This is a genomic window from Allosphingosinicella vermicomposti, from assembly GCF_003012815.1.
Classification (GTDB): domain Bacteria; phylum Pseudomonadota; class Alphaproteobacteria; order Sphingomonadales; family Sphingomonadaceae; genus Allosphingosinicella; species Allosphingosinicella vermicomposti.
Map to the genome: position 1 here is coordinate 133,976 of NZ_PXYJ01000004.1, position 15,707 is coordinate 149,682.

The 15,707-nt window shown below is 63.6% G+C and carries 14 protein-coding genes and 1 other RNA gene; 9 read left to right on the forward strand and 6 right to left on the reverse strand.

The features are described 5' to 3' along the window. Positions 1-8: 8 nt before the first annotated feature. Positions 9-1,817 (reverse strand): ABC-F family ATP-binding cassette domain-containing protein, encoded by a 1,809-nt coding sequence (locus C7I56_RS11790; protein ID WP_106640825.1) that lies wholly within the window; start codon positions 1,815-1,817, stop codon positions 9-11. A 262-nt stretch (positions 1,818-2,079) separates the two neighbouring features. Between C7I56_RS11790 and C7I56_RS11795 the strand changes: the two genes are divergently transcribed. From C7I56_RS11795 to C7I56_RS11820, 6 genes are all read left to right on the forward strand, one after another. After that, a complete protein-coding gene (locus C7I56_RS11795) occupies positions 2,080-2,382 on the forward strand; it encodes a PepSY domain-containing protein (protein ID WP_106640826.1) in 303 nt (100 codons plus the stop codon). A 96-nt stretch (positions 2,383-2,478) separates the two neighbouring features. After that, a complete protein-coding gene (locus C7I56_RS11800) occupies positions 2,479-3,144 on the forward strand; it encodes a response regulator transcription factor (RefSeq protein ID WP_106640827.1) in 666 nt (221 codons plus the stop codon). 106 nt (positions 3,145-3,250) lie between these two features. Then, positions 3,251-4,660 (forward strand): sensor histidine kinase, encoded by a 1,410-nt coding sequence (locus C7I56_RS11805; protein ID WP_425352397.1) that lies wholly within the window; start codon positions 3,251-3,253, stop codon positions 4,658-4,660. 141 nt (positions 4,661-4,801) lie between these two features. Next, positions 4,802-5,815: a polyprenyl synthetase family protein gene (locus C7I56_RS11810; RefSeq protein ID WP_425352398.1), complete on the forward strand. Its 1,014-nt coding sequence runs from the start codon at positions 4,802-4,804 to the stop codon at positions 5,813-5,815. A gap of 152 nt (positions 5,816-5,967) precedes the next feature. Then, positions 5,968-8,508 carry an ATP-dependent helicase HrpB gene (hrpB, locus tag C7I56_RS11815; RefSeq protein ID WP_106640828.1) on the forward strand — a complete coding sequence of 847 codons (2,541 nt, stop codon included), beginning with the start codon at positions 5,968-5,970 and terminating at the stop codon, positions 8,506-8,508. Positions 8,509-8,596: 88 nt separating this feature from the next. Beyond that, positions 8,597-8,875 (forward strand): ETC complex I subunit, encoded by a 279-nt coding sequence (locus tag C7I56_RS11820; RefSeq protein ID WP_199792409.1) that lies wholly within the window; start codon positions 8,597-8,599, stop codon positions 8,873-8,875. A gap of 105 nt (positions 8,876-8,980) precedes the next feature. Here C7I56_RS11820 and C7I56_RS11825 read toward each other — a convergent pair whose 3' ends face one another. The 4 genes from C7I56_RS11825 to C7I56_RS11840 form a co-directional block, all read right to left on the reverse strand. Continuing rightward, positions 8,981-9,508: an NUDIX hydrolase gene (locus C7I56_RS11825; protein ID WP_245409704.1), complete on the reverse strand. Its 528-nt coding sequence runs from the start codon at positions 9,506-9,508 to the stop codon at positions 8,981-8,983. Further along, positions 9,505-10,185 (reverse strand): TPM domain-containing protein, encoded by a 681-nt coding sequence (locus tag C7I56_RS11830; RefSeq protein ID WP_106640830.1) that lies wholly within the window; start codon positions 10,183-10,185, stop codon positions 9,505-9,507. Before C7I56_RS11830 ends, C7I56_RS11825 begins: the two co-directional genes overlap by 4 nt. Then, positions 10,179-10,970 carry a TPM domain-containing protein gene (locus tag C7I56_RS11835; protein WP_342587711.1) on the reverse strand — a complete coding sequence of 264 codons (792 nt, stop codon included), beginning with the start codon at positions 10,968-10,970 and terminating at the stop codon, positions 10,179-10,181. Before C7I56_RS11835 ends, C7I56_RS11830 begins: the two co-directional genes overlap by 7 nt. 94 nt (positions 10,971-11,064) lie before the next feature. Further along, the gene (locus C7I56_RS11840; protein ID WP_106640832.1) at positions 11,065-11,667 is read right to left on the reverse strand and encodes a LemA family protein; all 603 of its coding nucleotides are present in this window, start codon (positions 11,665-11,667) and stop codon (positions 11,065-11,067) included. A gap of 72 nt (positions 11,668-11,739) precedes the next feature. Between C7I56_RS11840 and mscL the strand changes: the two genes are divergently transcribed. The 3 genes from mscL (at position 11,740) to C7I56_RS11855 (ending at position 12,888) form a co-directional block, all read left to right on the forward strand. Next, positions 11,740-12,192 (forward strand): large conductance mechanosensitive channel protein MscL, encoded by a 453-nt coding sequence (gene mscL, locus C7I56_RS11845; protein WP_158703128.1) that lies wholly within the window; start codon positions 11,740-11,742, stop codon positions 12,190-12,192. Beyond that, positions 12,170-12,512, forward strand: a transfer-messenger RNA (tmRNA) gene (gene ssrA, locus C7I56_RS11850). The genes mscL and ssrA overlap by 23 nt, the downstream gene beginning before the upstream one ends. Positions 12,513-12,645: 133 nt before the next feature. Further along, the gene (locus tag C7I56_RS11855; RefSeq protein ID WP_106640833.1) at positions 12,646-12,888 is read left to right on the forward strand and encodes a hypothetical protein; all 243 of its coding nucleotides are present in this window, start codon (positions 12,646-12,648) and stop codon (positions 12,886-12,888) included. Positions 12,889-13,180: 292 nt separating this feature from the next. Here C7I56_RS11855 and pnp read toward each other — a convergent pair whose 3' ends face one another. Further along, a complete protein-coding gene (gene pnp / locus C7I56_RS11860) occupies positions 13,181-15,502 on the reverse strand; it encodes a polyribonucleotide nucleotidyltransferase (protein ID WP_106640834.1) in 2,322 nt (773 codons plus the stop codon). Between the last annotated feature and the right edge of the window lie 205 nt (positions 15,503-15,707).

Sequence of the window (15,707 nt, forward strand, 5' to 3'; positions counted from 1 at the left end):
CGCTCGGCTTATCGATCCGTCAAAGCTTCAACCTGCTCGGCAAGCATGAGCCAGCGCTCTTCGGCGGCGTCGCGTTCGGTGCGCGCTTGTTCGATCGCCTTGGTAAGGGCGGCGAAACGGGCCGGGTTTTTCGTGTAGAGATCGGGGTTTGAAAGCTCGGCCTCGTCGCGGGCGATGGCTGCTTCCAGTTCTTCGATCTTGCCGGGAAGCAGATCGTAGTCGCGCTGATCCTTGTAGGTGAGCTTCGCCGGTTTCGATTTCCGTTCGTCCGGGGCGGCGACATCGGCTGGTTCTGCGTCCCTCGGTTTGGCTCGGGACGAACGAGATTGGGCGGTCTGTTTACGCTGTCGTTCCCAATCTTCATAACCGCCCGCGACGACGTCAACGGTGCCGGAGCCGTCTAGGCCCAAAGTGATCGTCACGGTGCGGTCGAGGAAGTCGCGGTCGTGGCTGACGATCATGACCGTGCCTTCATAATCCGCGATCACTTCCTGAAGGAGGTCGAGGGTTTCCAGGTCGAGGTCGTTGGTCGGTTCGTCGAGGACGAGGAGGTTCGAGCGCCGCGCGAATTCGCGGGCGAGGAGAAGGCGGGAGCGTTCGCCGCCCGAAAGCGTGCCGATCTTCGCGTCGATCAGTTCGGGGGCGAAGAGGAATTCCTTGAGATAGCCCTGCACGTGCTTCTTGACGCCGCGCACCTCGACCCAGTCGCCGCCGTCGGCAAGGATGTCGCGGACGCGCTTTTGCGGGTCGAGGAGCTTGCGCTGCTGGTCAATGACGACACCGTCGAGGGTCTTGGCACGAAAGACGGTGCCTTCGTCGGGTTCGATCTCGCCGGTGAGGAGCCGCAGCAAGGTCGTCTTACCAGCGCCGTTCGCGCCGACGATGCCGATGCGGTCACCGCGCTGGATCTTCAGCGTGAAGTCCTTGATGATCACGCGCTCCCCGAAGCGCTTCACGACCTTTTCGGCATTGATTACCGTCTTGGTCTTCACATCGTCATTTTCGATGGCGAGCTTGGCGGTGCCCGCGGGTCCGAGCATGGAGGCGCGGACGGCGCGCATTTCGTGGAGCTTGGCGAGGCGGCCCTGGTTGCGCTTGCGCCGGGCGGTGACGCCGCGCTGCAGCCAGTGGAGTTCGAGCTTCAGTTTCGCGTCCAGTTTCTCGGCGGCGCGCGCTTCTTCCTCATAGACCTTTTCGACCCAAGCGTCGTAGCCGCCAAAGCCGATTTCCTGGCGGCGCAGATTGCCCCGGTCGAGCCAGAGGGTCGAGCGGGTGAGGCGTTTGAGGAAGGTCCGGTCGTGGCTGATGACGACGAAGGCGCCCTTATAGCGGCCGAGCCAGTCTTCCAGCCATTCGATGGCGGCGAGATCGAGATGGTTGGTGGGCTCGTCGAGGAGGAGCACGTCGGGCTCCTGCGCGAGCGCGCGGCAGATGGCGGCTCGGCGGCGTTCGCCCCCGCTCGCCGTGGCGGCTTCGCGGCCAAGGTCGATGCCGATCTGGTCGGCAATGGCTTCGACTTCGTGGACGGGTGGCGCATCATCGCCCGCAATCGCGAAATCGCGAAGCGTGGCGAATGGCGAGACGTCGGGATCCTGCTCCAAGATCACGACCTTGGTGCCCGGCTGGATGGTGCGCCGCCCCTCGTCCGTCTCGATCACGCCCGCGAGACATTTGAGCAGGGTGGTCTTGCCCGCGCCGTTGCGGCCGATCAGCGCCAGCCGGTCGCGCTCGCCCACGAACAGGTCGATGCCGCGAAAGAGCCAGCCGCTCCCCTGCTGGAGGCCGAGTTTTTCATAGGTAAGGACGGGTGCTGCCATGGGGGGCACATAGGGGGAGAGGGGGACGGGCTCAACAATCCACATGCGTCACCCCGACGAAAGCCGGGGTCGCAGGGCGAAAACGCGCCCTACTCGTCATGAGATTCCCGCTTGCGCCGAACCGCCGTGGATTGGAAAACGCTTGCCTATTTACGAGACCGTAACGAGAAGCCTGAATATGATTCTTCGGCGCCATTCATAACCTATTCAATGCGCTCGGCATAAAAGCGGCCCCGAACAGTCATTTAAAAAAGCAGTGTCCATGGTATCGCGTATCCTTCTTTCCTTCCTGGCTCTTGGCTTCATCGCCACGCCTGTGTCCGCAGTCGAGGCTCAGAACCGCGACCGCGATCAGGACAAGGCCTATGAAGCGCGCAAGCAAGGCAAGGCCCTGTCCCTGCGTGAGATCGAATCGCGCGTTCTGCCGCGGATGCGGGGCGCCGATTATCTCGGGCCGGAAATGTCGGGCGGCGTCTATCGTCTGAAGTTCATGCGCAACGGCCGGGTGATCTGGGTGGATGTCGATGCGCGCACTGGGCAGGTGATCGGCCACTCCGGAAACTGATTTCATCCCGTCTGCGTAACGTTTCGTTCAGGAACCCATTGGCAATCGCGGTTGTTGCGCCGATATTGATGCGACGCCACGATTAAGGATTGCTGCATGCGGGTTCTCATCGTCGAAGACGAACCGAATTTGGGGCGCCAGCTCCGCGCCACGCTGGAAGGCGCGGGCTATGCCGTCGATCTGGCCACCGATGGTGAGGACGGCCATTATCTCGGCTCCACCGAAAGCTATGACGCGATCATCCTCGACCTCGGCCTGCCGGAGATTGACGGCCTGACCGTCCTCGACCGTTGGCGCAAGGAAGGCATGAAGGTGCCCGTCCTCGTCCTCACCGCGCGCGACAGCTGGTCGGACAAGGTGGCGGGCCTCGATGCCGGCGCCGACGATTACCTCGCCAAGCCTTTCCAGACAGAAGAGCTGATCGCGCGGCTACGCGCCCTCATCCGCCGCGCGTCGGGCAATGCCAGCACCGAAATGGTCGCTGGAGACGTGCGGCTCGATACGCGGTCCGGCAAGGTGACGCTAGCCGGGGAACCGGTGAAGCTCACCGCGCAGGAATATAAATTGCTCTCCTACCTGATGCACCACAAGGGCAAGGTGGTGAGCCGGACCGAGCTGATCGAACATATTTACGATCAGGATTTCGACCGCGATTCGAACACGATCGAAGTATTCGTGACGCGTATCCGCAAGAAGCTAGGCCAGGACGTGATCACTACGATCCGCGGACTTGGCTATTCGCTCGAAGATCCGGGTGCATGAAGCGCGACATCGTCATGCTGAACTTGTTTCAGCATCCATCTTCGGGCCACGCGTTGGTGTCGCTATGGACCCTTAAACAAGTTCAGGGTGACGGATAAGGGCATCCATGCGCCTTCCGTTTCGCATGAAAAGCAGGGGCCACCCGCAATCCACCGGATCGCTGACGCGCCGGATGATCGGCATTTCGACGATCTGGATTGTTATTCTGTTGAGCGCGGGCGGCTTTGGCCTCGATCGGGTGCTCTCCTCCGCCATCACGCGCAATTTCGATTCCCAACTCGATTATGTGCTCTCCGCGCTGATCGCGTCGGCCGAGATCGGTCCGGATGGCGAGGTGTTCCTCAATCGCGCACCCGCCGATCAGCGTTTCCTGGAGCCCTATTCGGGGCTCTATTACCAGATTAGCGGCGACCAGAGCCTGTCCGCGGAGCAGCGCGAGCTTCAGGATTTGCCTTCGCGCTCGCTATGGGATCGCCGGCTGCGCATCGGCGGTGCGCACAGCGACACCGATGTCCACATTTATGACAGTCCCGAATTCGATCCGGAAATGCTGCGCGTTCTGGAGCGCGACGTGCAAATTCCCGGATCGAAGGTGCGCTGGCGCTTTCAGGTCGCGCAAAGCCGCGAGGGGCTGGACGAGCAGATCGCGGTGCTTCGTCGGACGTTGGTACGGTCCTTCGCGGTGCTCGGCCTCGGCCTGATCGTGCTTGGATCGCTGCAGGCCTTTTACGGATTATGGCCGCTCCGGCGCGTGCGCAAGGCGATTGCCGACATCAAGTCCGGCGAGAAGAGCCGCATCGAAGTGCGCCTGCCGAGCGAGATCGCGCCATTGGCCGAGGAATTGAACGACCTCCTCGCCCACGTCGAGGTGCAGGCGGAAGAAGCGCGGCGCCATGCCGGGAACCTCGCCCATGCTCTGAAAACGCCGCTCACTGTCATCACTAATGAAGCGACCGCGCACAGCCCGGACCTTGCGCCGACCGTGATCCGCGAAGCCGCCACGATGCGGCGCCAGGTCGACCATCACCTTGCCCGCGCCCGCGCCATCGGCCGCCGCGCCACCGCCCAGTCGCGCGCCGAGGTCTGGCCGTCGCTTGAGGCGGTCGAGCGGGCCGTGGACCGCCTCTACGAGCATGTCACGATCGATCTTGCCGGCGTCAAAACCGCCGCGGCGCGCGTCGAGCGGCAGGATCTCGACGAAATGCTCGGCAACCTTATCGAAAATGCCGCCAAATATGGCGGCGGCCGCGTGTTCGTGACGGTGAAGGAAACGGACGATTGCGTGGAGATCGAGATCGAGGATGACGGTGCGGGCATTCCGGAGGGCGAACGCGGCACCATCTTCGAGCGCGGCGCGCGACTCGATACCGAAAAGCCTGGCACCGGCCTCGGCCTGGCCATCGTCCGCGACGTCGCGCAGATTTACGGCGGTTCGGTGGCGCTGGAAGAGAGCGAGGATCTGGGCGGCCTGCTGGTGCGGCTGAAGCTGCCGGTGGCAGTGAACCACGGCACCTGACCCAACCCGTCATCCCGGCGGAAGCCGGGATCTCAGGCCGAATGAAGCTCGCTCCCGTCGCGAGACCCCGGCTTCCTGAGTGACGGTTTATGGGCAGGCAGGCTTGCCTTTTTGACCTGATCCCGGCACAGGCCAAGCGTCGTGACAGCAACGATCCACTCCATCGGCGCCAAGGCCGCGCCTTCCCTCGACGCGATGATCCATCTCGTGTCGGCCGACCTCAATCGCGTGAATGCCGTGATCCTGGAGCGGATGCAAAGCGAAGTCGCGCTCATCCCCGAGCTTGCGGGCCATCTGATCGCGGGCGGCGGCAAGCGGATGCGGCCGATGCTGACCTTGGCCTGCTCGAACCTGCTCGATTATGGCGGCGCGCGGCATCATAAGCTGGCCGCAGCCGTCGAATTTATCCATACGGCGACCCTCCTTCACGACGATGTCGTCGACGGTTCGGGCCTGCGCCGGGGCAAGCGCACCGCCAACATCATCTGGGGCAATCCGGCGAGCGTGCTGGTCGGCGATTTCCTCTTCTCGCGCAGCTTCGAACTGATGGTCGAGGACGGGAGCCTGAAGGTGCTCCGCATCCTGAGCCGCGCGTCCAACATCATCGCGGAGGGCGAGGTCGACCAGCTGACCGCCCAACGCCGCGTCGAGACGACCGAGGACCATTATCTCGCGATCATCAACGCCAAGACCGCAGCCCTCTTCGCCGCCGCGTGCCGCATCGCCGCCGTGGTCGCAGAACGGGACGAGGGCGTCGAGGACGCGCTCGATTCCTATGGCCGCAACCTCGGCATCGCCTTCCAGCTGATCGACGACGCGATCGATTATGCGTCGGACGCCGAAACCATGGGCAAGGGCGTCGGCGACGATTTCCGCGACGGCAAGGTCACCCTGCCCGTCATCCTTGCGCATGCGCGGGGAAGTGCGGAGGATCGGCAGTTCTGGAAGGCGGCGATGCAAGGCGACCAGGTTTCGGACGCGGACCTTGCTCATGCGACGGGCCTTCTCCGCGCAACCGGCGCTCTGGACGACACGCTGGAGCGCGCCCGCCATTACGGCCAGCGCGCGATTGACGCGCTCGGGCCTTTCCCTTCGGGCGCGGCGAAATCGGCGCTGATCGAGGCCGTCGAGTTCGCGATTTCGCGGGCTTATTAAGTCCCCCGCATTGGGGATATCCGTTCGCCCTGAGTAGCCGTTGAGCTTGTCGAAACGGCGTATCGAAGGGCTTGACGCTGAATGCTTCGATAGGGGCCTTCGACAAGCTCAGTCCCTACTCAGCACGAACGGAGTGGGTTAAGGGGTGCCGCGTGACTCTTCCCATCCATGCCGTCCTTCCCGATCTCCTCGCGACCTTGCGCGACCGCTCAAGCGCCGTGCTCGTCGCGCCGCCGGGTGCGGGGAAGACGACGGCGGTGGCGCCTGCGCTCCTCGCCGAACCCTGGTGTACGGGCGAGATTTTGCTCCTTTCTCCCCGGCGCCTTGCGGCGCGGGCGGCGGCGGAGCGGATGGCGGAGCTTGCGGGCGAGAAGGTGGGCGAGACGATCGGCTATGCGACGCGGCTCGACAGCAAAAGATCGGCGCGGACGCGCATCCTTGTCGTCACCGAAGGCATTTTCCGCAATCGCATCCAGGCCGATCCGGAGCTGGCGGGCGTGTCCGCCGTGCTGTTCGACGAGGTGCACGAACGCAGCCTCGACAGCGATTTCGGCTTGGCTCTTGCCCTCGACGCGCAGGTGGCGCTGCGGCCGGACCTCCGCATCCTGCCAATGTCCGCGACATTGGACGGCGCGCGCTTTTCCGCGCTGATGGACAGCGCGCCGGTGATCGAGAGCGAGGGGCGGATGCACCCGCTCACCCATGTCTATCTCGGCCGGTCCTCTGAAAAAAGGATCGAGGAGGATATGGCGGCCGCGATCCGCACGGCGCTGCGCGAGAGCGAGGGCGGCATCCTCGCCTTCCTGCCCGGCGTCGCGGAAATCGAACGCACGGCGGAGAGGCTGGAGGGTGTCGCGGCGGAGGTCCATAAGCTGCACGGTACGCTGGAGCCCGCGCAGCAGCGCGCCGCCATCGCCGCGCCGCCGTCCGGCGTGCGCAAGATCGTGCTCGCCACTTCTATCGCCGAAACCAGCCTGACGCTGGACGGGGTGCGGGTGGTTGTCGACAGCGGCCTCGCCCGCCGCCCGCGCTATGACCGTGCGGCGGGGATGACGCGGCTCGTTACGGAGCGGGCGAGCCAGGCCGCCGTCACCCAGCGCGCGGGCCGCGCGGGGCGGCAGGCGCCGGGCATTGTCTATCGCCTGTGGGAAGAGGCCGCGACGGCGGGCCTGCCCCGCTTCGACCCGCCCGAAATCCTTGAGGCCGACTTGAGCGCCCTGACGCTCGATTGCGCGATCTGGGGCATTGCCGATCCGCGCGACCTGAAGTGGGTGGACGTGCCGCCAGCCGCAGCCATTTCGGAAGCCAAGAGGCGCCTCTTGTCGCTGGAGGCCATTGATACGGACGGACGGCCAACCGCGCATGGCCAAGCTATTGCGCGTCTGCCGCTGCCGCCGCGGCTCGCCCATATGCTGATCCGCGCCGACGAATGCGGCTGGGGCGAGACAGCGGCGGAGGTGGCGGTGCTGCTGTCCGAACGGGGGCTCGGCGGGAATGACGCCGATCTGGAACTGCGGCTGCGGCGGTGGCGGGGCGAGCGTGGAAAACGTGCAGATGCGGCGCGGGGGTTGGCGAAACGGTGGCTTTCGGAGGTCCGTTTGTCCCGAGCCCTTCGACTGCCTGCCAAAGCAGGCGCTCAGGATAAACTTCGTTTCGAAGAAACGAAGTCGAGGGGCACTGGCACAGAGTCCGAAGTGCGCCACTCGACTTCGCTCGGGACGAACGAGATTCTTGGAGGGTGCATCGCCCTTGCCTTTCCCGATCGGCTGTCGAAGCGGCGCTCGGCCGATGGGGCGAGCTGGATTTCCGCTGGCGGGCGCGGCTTCGTGCTCGATCCGGCAAGCCCGCTTGCGCGTGAAGCGTGGCTCGCCGTTGCTGAGGTTGGCGGGGCAGCCTCGGGCGCGCGTATTCTTTCCGCCGCTGCGATCGACGAGACGATTGTTGAAGCGCTCTTCGCCGATCGCATCGAGACGGGCGCGCAACTGCTCTTCGATTCTGCGACACGCGGGGTGTCGGCGACACGCGGACGGCGGCTCGGCGCGATCATGCTTTCCGAAGGCGGCGATGCGAAGGCCAGTCCGGAGGCGATTGCCGCCGCCTTGGTCGAGGGCGTTCGGCTCCATGGGCTCGATCTCCTGCCGTGGAGCGAAAACGCGCGGCAATTGCGCACGCGCACCGCCTTTGCCCGCACGGTCCAGCCGGACCTTGCCGATCTTTCCGATGACGCTTTGTTGGCGTCGCTCGACGATTGGCTGCCGCCGCTGGCGACGGGCAAGCGCCGCCTTACCGATATCGATCCCGGCGCCCTGTCGGGCACGCTCGATATGCTGCTCGGCTGGGAGGGGTGGAAGGCGGTGGACCGCATTGCTCCGGCCAGCTTCACGACGCCAGCGGGGAGCAGCCACGCCATCGATTACGAAGCGGAAGGCGGCCCCACAGTTACAGTCCGCGTCCAAGCCTTGTTCGGCCTGTCCGCCCATCCGATGATCGGGACGACGCCGCTGATCCTCAGCCTCACCTCACCCGCCGGGCGGCCGATCCAGACGACGAAGGATTTGCCCGGTTTCTGGGCGGGAAGCTGGAAGGACGTCGCCAAGGAAATGCGCGGGCGTTATCCCAAGCATCCTTGGCCGGAGGATCCGGCTGGGGCTGATCCGACGCTCCGGACGAAGAAGGCGGCGCAGCGTTCATAGTTCCTCTCCCATCGAGGGGAGGGCTTACGGGCTTGACGGGAATCGCTGTTCGCGCCACTCGGGCCTAATACCTTCAAAGGACGAAATGATGGCCGCGCGTATCTTCCAGCGTTCGAAAAATGCCCTGCAATCGGGGCGTGCCCGCGCGCAGGAATGGGTGTTGCAATTCGAGTCGGCAAGCCCGCGCCAGGCCGATCCGCTGACCGGATGGGCGGGCGGCGCCGACACGCAGACGCAGGTCAAGTTGTCCTTCAAGTCGCTGGACGAGGCTAAGGCTTATGCCGACCGCAACGGCATCGACTATCATGTCGTGCCCGCCGCGGCGCCGGTGCTGAAGATTCAGTCCTACGCCGACAATTTCCGGTAAATCCTACGCCGTCATCCCGGCGGAAGCCGGGATCTCGGGAAGAGACCGCGCCTTTCCGTCATGAGATTCCGGCTTCCGCCGGAATGACGATTGCCGGAATGACGATTATAGATATTGGCTGCCGAGCAGGAGCAGCAGCTTGACGTCCACGGCCGCGCCTTCCGCGCGCTTGGCGGCGAGGAAGGCGGGCACGCCGTCCAGCTTCACGCGGTGGACGATGATATCTTCGTCATGATTGCCACCGCCCGCGCCGACGCGGGTGAGGCCTTCGGCTTTCAAGAGGGTGAAGCCTTCCGACAGCATGCCGGGCGAGGAGTGGAAATAGCCGAGCTCCGTCATCCGCTCCGCGCGATAGCCGGTTTCCTCCTCAAGCTCGCGCACCGCGGCGTCGACCGGCGTTTCGCCTGCGCTTTCATCGCCGACCAGGCCGGCGGGAAGCTCGATGCAGCGGCGGCCCAAGGGCACGCGATATTGGTCGACCAGGATGACATGGCCGTCATCCACCGCGAGGATCACCGCCGCGCTGACGCCGCCGGCGCGGGAGACATATTCCCACGTGCCGTCCTTGATCGCGGTCACATATTTGCCCTGCCAGACGATTTGCGGATCGCCCGTCAGCCCCGGGACGGTCACAGCTCGATCAGCCGGTCGGGCAGTTCGTTCGTATCCTCGACCGTCTTGGGCAGGTGCTGGGCAAGGACGGCGCCGATCGCCTCTACCGCCTTCGCCACGCCTTCGCCCGGCCGCCCCGCCTTCAGGTTGTCGACGAGTACCGCCATGGCCTCGCCCCAGATTTCCGGTGCGACTTTCGAGTGAATGGCCTGATCGGCGACGATTTCCGCACGATGCTCGCGAAGCGACACGTAGAGGAGAATACCGGTGCGGCCCAAAGTGCGATGCTCGGCGCTCGCTTTGAACAAGGCGATGGCGCGGCGGCGCACCCGGCGCGTCTTAGCGCGGGCGGGCGTCAGGGCCATGCGGAGCGGCATCCAGGCAAGGCCGTAGCGGACGAGCAGGAACAGGCCGATCTGGAAGGTGGCGATCCAGGTCATCAGCGAGAAACGAGTCAGCTCAGCATCCCAGCCGAGCAGCATGGCGCTTATCCCGTCGACCGTGCCTTGCGGCAGGAAAGCGATCAGCGCTGGAACCAGCAGCATCGCGGCAACCGCATAGTGGAGCGCCGCGTCATGATAGCTGTCCGACCGCTCGGCGACGATCGTTACGATTTCGCCGTCGCTCTTGCGCTCGGCATCAGCAACAGCAGCCGTGACCAGCGCGTGATCGGCTTCATTGAAACGCAGCATTACCATCCCCCCGAAGCGCCACCGCCGCCAAACGACCCGCCGCCGCCGGAAAAGCCGCCGCCACCACCGCCCCAGCCACCGCCGGAGCCCCAAGAACTGGAGCTGCCCCATCCGGAGCCAGAACTCGTCCAACCGCTGCCCGCCCCCCACATCCAGACGCTGGAGCCTTTGCGGCCATATTTCTTGCCCATGCGGTAGACGAAGCTACCGATGATGACGAAGAACAGGATGATAACGACGAACACCCAAAAGACGATCTGCAGCGCCGCCTTGTCATCGGCCTCCTGTTCGGCCGCAATTTGCGCGGCGCGAGCGCGGCCTTCCGCTTCCGGCAACTGAAGCATGTCGATGATCTGATCGGATCCCTCCATGATCCCGCGCGCGAAATCGCCGTCCTTGAAGGCAGGCGTGATAAAGTTGCGGATGATGAGGCTGGAGACGGCGTCGGTCAGCACCGGCCGCGCGCCATAGCCCGTTTCGATGCGTATCTTCCGCTCCTTCACCGCGACGAGCAGGATCGTGCCGTCATCCTTCTTCGCGCTGCCGATCGCCCAAGTGCGGCCGAGACGATAACCATAATCCTCGATCGTCCGCCCCTGAAGATCGGGCACGGTGGCGACGACGAACTGGCGGCCGCTATTCTTCTCCAGCACCTCCAGCTTCTGCGTCAAAGCGGCTTCGTCCTGAGGTGGAAGCAGATCGGCGTTGTCGACGACGCGCCCGGTGAGCTTGGGGAATTCCTGCGCAAAGGCGGGCGACGCGATGAGCGCGAGCAGGAGAAAAAGCAGCACCCCCCACACCGCTAGGGCTGAGCTTGTCGAAGCCCGTTCCAGCTGGATCCGTCCTTCGACAGGCTCAGGACTAGCGGTGTGTAGGGCCATGAAATTACTGGCCGTTGCCGAAATCGACAGTCGGCGCGTTCTGTGCGCCTGCCGATGCTTCGAACGGGGTCTTTGGCGTGGCGCCGTAAATCACCTTGGCACCGATCAGGTCGGGGAAGGTGCGGATGCGGGTGTTATAGGCCTGAACCGATTCATTATAATCGCGGCGGGCGACAAGAATCGAATTTTCCGTGCCCTCGATCTGGCTTTGCAGCGTCAGGAAGTTCTGGTTCGATTTGAGATCCGGATAGGCCTCCACGGTCGCAAGCAGGCGGCCGAGCGAAGAGCCGAGCTGCGACTGCGCATCATTGAACGCCTTCACCTTGGCCGGATCGTCAAGATCAGCCGCGTTCAGCTGAACCTGCGTCGCGCGGGCACGGGCATTGGTGACTTCGGTCAGCACGCCCTTTTCCTGCGCGGCATAGCCTTGCACCGTGCGAACAAGGTTGGGAATGAGATCGGAGCGGCGCTGATATTCGGACTGGAGATGGCCCCATTTGGCGTTCACGTCCTCTTCCGCAGTCGGGATGGAATTCACCCCGCATGCCGAAAGCGACACCGCCGCGGTGGGTACAAGGAACATCCTCATCAGGGTCTTCGAGCGCATTTATCGTTCCTCCTTGAACGCTGTTCATCCTGAGTTAGTCTGTCGCCCGGCCGTTCGCAATGGAGGAACGAAATGCTTCAGGGGTTCAAGGCGTTCATCAATCGCGGCAATGTGATCGATCTGGCCGTTGCCGTCATCATCGGCGCCGCGTTCGGGCGGATCGTCACCTCGCTGACCGACGATCTCGTCATGCCGCTGATCGGATGGGCGGTCGGCGACCTCGATTTCTCCAATTATTTTCTGCGGCTCGGCGCCCTACCCGCCAATTTCGCGGGCGATCCCAACAATTATTCGGCGCTGAAGGAAGCGGGCGTGCCGATGATCGGCTATGGCCATTTCGCGACGGCGGCGGTCAATTTCCTGATCGTCGCTTTCCTCATTTACCTCCTCGTCCGCAGTATCAAACGCGTGCTTCCGGACAAGGATGTGCCACAGGCGGCGGAACCGGCGGACGTCGCGCTGCTGCGCGAAATCCGGGACGAACTGCGCACCGCGCGCGGAGCCCCTTCAAATCCGGCGGAATGAGCCTATATTCATGGTGCCGGATTCGTCCGGCTATGATGATAAAATGCGGCGTGTAATAGATGCAGCGGACCCGGGGGCGGTACCCGGCGGCTCCACCAAAATCGGCCTTTTAGGCCGGTCCTGATGGGGCCGAACTAGGATCGACGTGTATTGAAAAGCGCAGTTTTCATCCGGGCTGAGTAACCCGTTCAAGGCTCACAACACACAAGTGCCAACGATAACGAGGCTCTTGCTATTGCTGCGTAACCCGGACCTCACGGTTTAGGTTATATCAGACAAAAGCACGGTAGGGACCACACCGGGTAACAGAAGTGGAAACCAGCGGCCCCGGGGGAGCCGGGCAACAGAATCCCCCGACCTCTTTTTGCGGCTGTCGAGCGAATGGAAGCTCCAGCCCCTTTTCCTTCCCATGCGCATCGGTCATGCTGACGAAAGACGTGGAGGGAGATTTCAATGAAACACATCGTTATTGCAGCTGCCCTGCTCACCTTGGCCGCCTGTTCGGAAAGCGAGCCGGAGAGCGTTGAGAACCGCGCCAAGGCATTGGAAGCGGACCTTACCAACCGCGCCGATGAACTGGAGGCCGAGGCGGCGAATGGCGTCGCGCAGGCGGAAGCCGACCTCAACGAGGAATTTGCGGACTTCGGGAATGAGGTTGAAGGCGATGTGGCCGTGAATGAAGCTACGGGAGAGTAACCTACCTCGTCATTGCGAGGAGCGTAGCGACGAAGCAATACATCGCGCGACTAGGTTCGGAACCCTTGGATTGCCGCGCTGCGCTCGCAATGACGATGGGAGAGGAATGAAAAAGGCTCCGCCGCGAAAAAGGGAGCAAACGCGGCGAAGCCTTTAACTCGAAGCCCCCCATATGCTCGAGTCTCTCAAAATGTAGCGCTTCAAACTAAAATTGTAAGGTGTTTCAGTGGCTTAGAAACGAAAAAGGGGCCCACGAGGAGCCCCTTTCCCATTTCAGGATAACCTGGATTAATCAGTCGTCGTCGCGCTTCAGGAAAGCGGGCGCGAATTCCGGCTCCGGACCATTGTCGTCCGAACGCTCGCGGCGCGGACCGCGATCACGATCTCCACCACGGCCTCGACCGCCACGATCGCCACGGCCTTCGCCATCACGGCGCGGGCCACGGTCGCGGCGTTCGCCGCCCCGGTCGCTGCGCTCACCGCGCGGACGCTCCTCGCGGGGCGGGCGCGTATCTTCCAGCTCCTCGCCAGTTTCCTGGTCGACGACGCGCATCGACAGGCGAACCTTGCCGCGGCTGTCGACTTCGAGAACCTTGACCTTCACTTCCTGGCCTTCGGACACGACGTCGGTCGGCTTTTCCACGCGCTCATTCTTCATTTCGGAGACGTGGACGAGGCCGTCCTTGCCGCCCATGAAGTTCACGAACGCGCCGAAATCGACGATGTTGACGACCTTGCCGTTATAGATCTTGCCGACTTCGGCTTCTTCCACGATGCCCTGGATCCACTTCTTCGCGGCCTCGATCTGGCTGAGGTCGGACGAAGAAATCTTGATCAGACCTTCATCGTCAATGTCGACCTTGGCGCCGGTTTCAGCGACGATCTCGCGGATCACCTTACCGCCCGTGCCGATGACTTCGCGGATCTTCGACTTGTCGATCTGCATCGTTTCGATACGCGGCGCGTGGGCCGAAAGCTCGGTGCGGGTCGTGTCGAGCGCCTTGGCCATTTCGCCGAGGATGTGGGCGCGACCTTCCTTAGCCTGCTCAAGCGCAGTGCGCATGATTTCCTCGGTGATGCCGGCGATCTTGATGTCCATCTGCATCGTGGTGATGCCTTCGGACGTGCCCGCCACCTTGAAGTCCATGTCGCCGAGATGATCCTCGTCGCCGAGGATGTCGGAGATGACCGCGAAATCCTTGCCTTCAAGGATGAGGCCCATGGCGATGCCGGAGACCGGGCGCTTGATCGGCACGCCGGCGTCCATCATCGCGAGGCTTCCGCCGCAGACCGACGCCATCGAGGACGAGCCGTTGGACTCGGTAATGTCGCTGGTGAGACGGATCGTATAAGGGAACTCGTCCTTCGTCGGCAGCACGGCGTGCAGCGCGCGCCAGGCGAGCTTGCCGTGACCGACTTCGCGACGGCCCGGGGCGCCGAAGCGGCCCACTTCGCCGACCGAGTAGGGCGGGAAGTTATAGTGCAGCATGAAATGCTGGTAGGAGAGGCCATTCAAACCGTCGATCATCTGCTCGGCATCTTTGGTGCCGAGGGTGCAGGTGGCGATGGTCTGGGTCTCGCCGCGCGTGAAGAGCGCCGAGCCATGGGTGCGCGGCAGGAAGCCGACTTCCGCGACGATCGGGCGAACCGTCTTCGTGTCGCGGCCGTCGATGCGGCGGCCGTCCTTCAGGATGGCGGTGCGGACGATTTCGGCTTCAAGCTTCTTGACGAGCTTGATGGCGACCATCTGCTCCTGCGGGCTCTTGTCGGCCATCGCTTCCTTCGCCTTGGCGCGCGCGGCGTTGAGGGCGTTGGAGCGTTCCGACTTGTTGGTGAGCTTGTAGGCGGCGGCAACATCGTCGCCGATCAGCTTCTTCAATTCCGCCTTGATCGCGGACGTGTCGTCACCGGTGTTGAGTTCCCACGGGTCCTTCGCGGCCTTTTCGGCGAGATCGATGATCGCATTGACGACCTTGCGGATTTCCTTGTGGGCAAACACGACGGCGCCGAGCATGACTTCTTCCGAAAGCTCCTTGGCTTCGGATTCGACCATCATGACCGCATCGCCGGTGGCGGCGACGACGAGGTCGAGGTCGCCAGCGGCAACCATCTCGTCGGTGGGGTTGAGCTGATAGTCGCCGTCCTGATAGCCGACGCGGGCGGCGCCGATCGGGCCCATGAACGGAACGCCCGAAATGGTGAGCGCGGCAGACGCTGCGATCATCGCCAGGATATCGGGCTCGTTTTCGCCGTCATAGCTCAGAACCTGGGCGATGACGTTGATTTCGTTGTAGAAGCCTTCCGGGAAGAGCGGGCGGATCGGACGGTCGATGAGGCGGGAAACCAGGGTTTCCTTCTCGGTCGCGCCGCGCTCGCGCTTGAAGAAGCCGCCCGGAATGCGTCCGGCCGACGAGAATTTTTCCTGATAGTGAACGGTGAGCGGGAAGAAATCCTGCCCTTCCTTCACCGACTTCGCGGCCGTGACGGCGCAAAGCACGACGGTTTCACCGAGGGTCGCGATCACCGCGCCGTCGGCCTGGCGGGCAACCTTGCCCGTTTCGAGCGTGAGGGTCTTTCCGCCCCACTCGATTTCTACTTTCTTCGTATCGAACATATTTTTTCCTTCACTCCCCGAACCCGATGTCCGGGGGGCCTATAGAGGCCCACAAGGTCGTGGGCCGCGTGGCGGGCGTCCGGCCCGCCGCCGGTCGGAGCGCTTTATCGCGACCCCATTCAGCGCCCCGCCGGATTGCGGGACTGTCTGTAGAACCGTCATGCTGAACTTGTTTCAGCATCCATGTCCGCAGCCCCTCTTGGGC

Excerpts from the sequence above, each read along its gene's own strand:
- C7I56_RS11805 (WP_425352397.1), top strand. The coding sequence starts at position 3,251 with ATGCGCCTTCCGTTTCGCATGAAAAGCAGGGGCCACCCGCAATCCACC.
- C7I56_RS11830 (WP_106640830.1), bottom strand. The coding sequence starts at position 10,185 with ATGGTAATGCTGCGTTTCAATGAAGCCGATCACGCGCTGGTCACGGCT.
- C7I56_RS11840 (WP_106640832.1), bottom strand. The coding sequence starts at position 11,667 with ATGCGCTCGAAGACCCTGATGAGGATGTTCCTTGTACCCACCGCGGCG.
- C7I56_RS11820 (WP_199792409.1), top strand. The coding sequence starts at position 8,597 with ATGGCCGCGCGTATCTTCCAGCGTTCGAAAAATGCCCTGCAATCGGGG.
- mscL (WP_158703128.1), top strand. The coding sequence starts at position 11,740 with ATGCTTCAGGGGTTCAAGGCGTTCATCAATCGCGGCAATGTGATCGAT.
- C7I56_RS11790 (WP_106640825.1), bottom strand. The coding sequence starts at position 1,817 with ATGGCAGCACCCGTCCTTACCTATGAAAAACTCGGCCTCCAGCAGGGG.
- pnp (WP_106640834.1), bottom strand. The coding sequence starts at position 15,502 with ATGTTCGATACGAAGAAAGTAGAAATCGAGTGGGGCGGAAAGACCCTC.
- C7I56_RS11800 (WP_106640827.1), top strand. The coding sequence starts at position 2,479 with ATGCGGGTTCTCATCGTCGAAGACGAACCGAATTTGGGGCGCCAGCTC.
- C7I56_RS11855 (WP_106640833.1), top strand. The coding sequence starts at position 12,646 with ATGAAACACATCGTTATTGCAGCTGCCCTGCTCACCTTGGCCGCCTGT.
- C7I56_RS11795 (WP_106640826.1), top strand. The coding sequence starts at position 2,080 with ATGGTATCGCGTATCCTTCTTTCCTTCCTGGCTCTTGGCTTCATCGCC.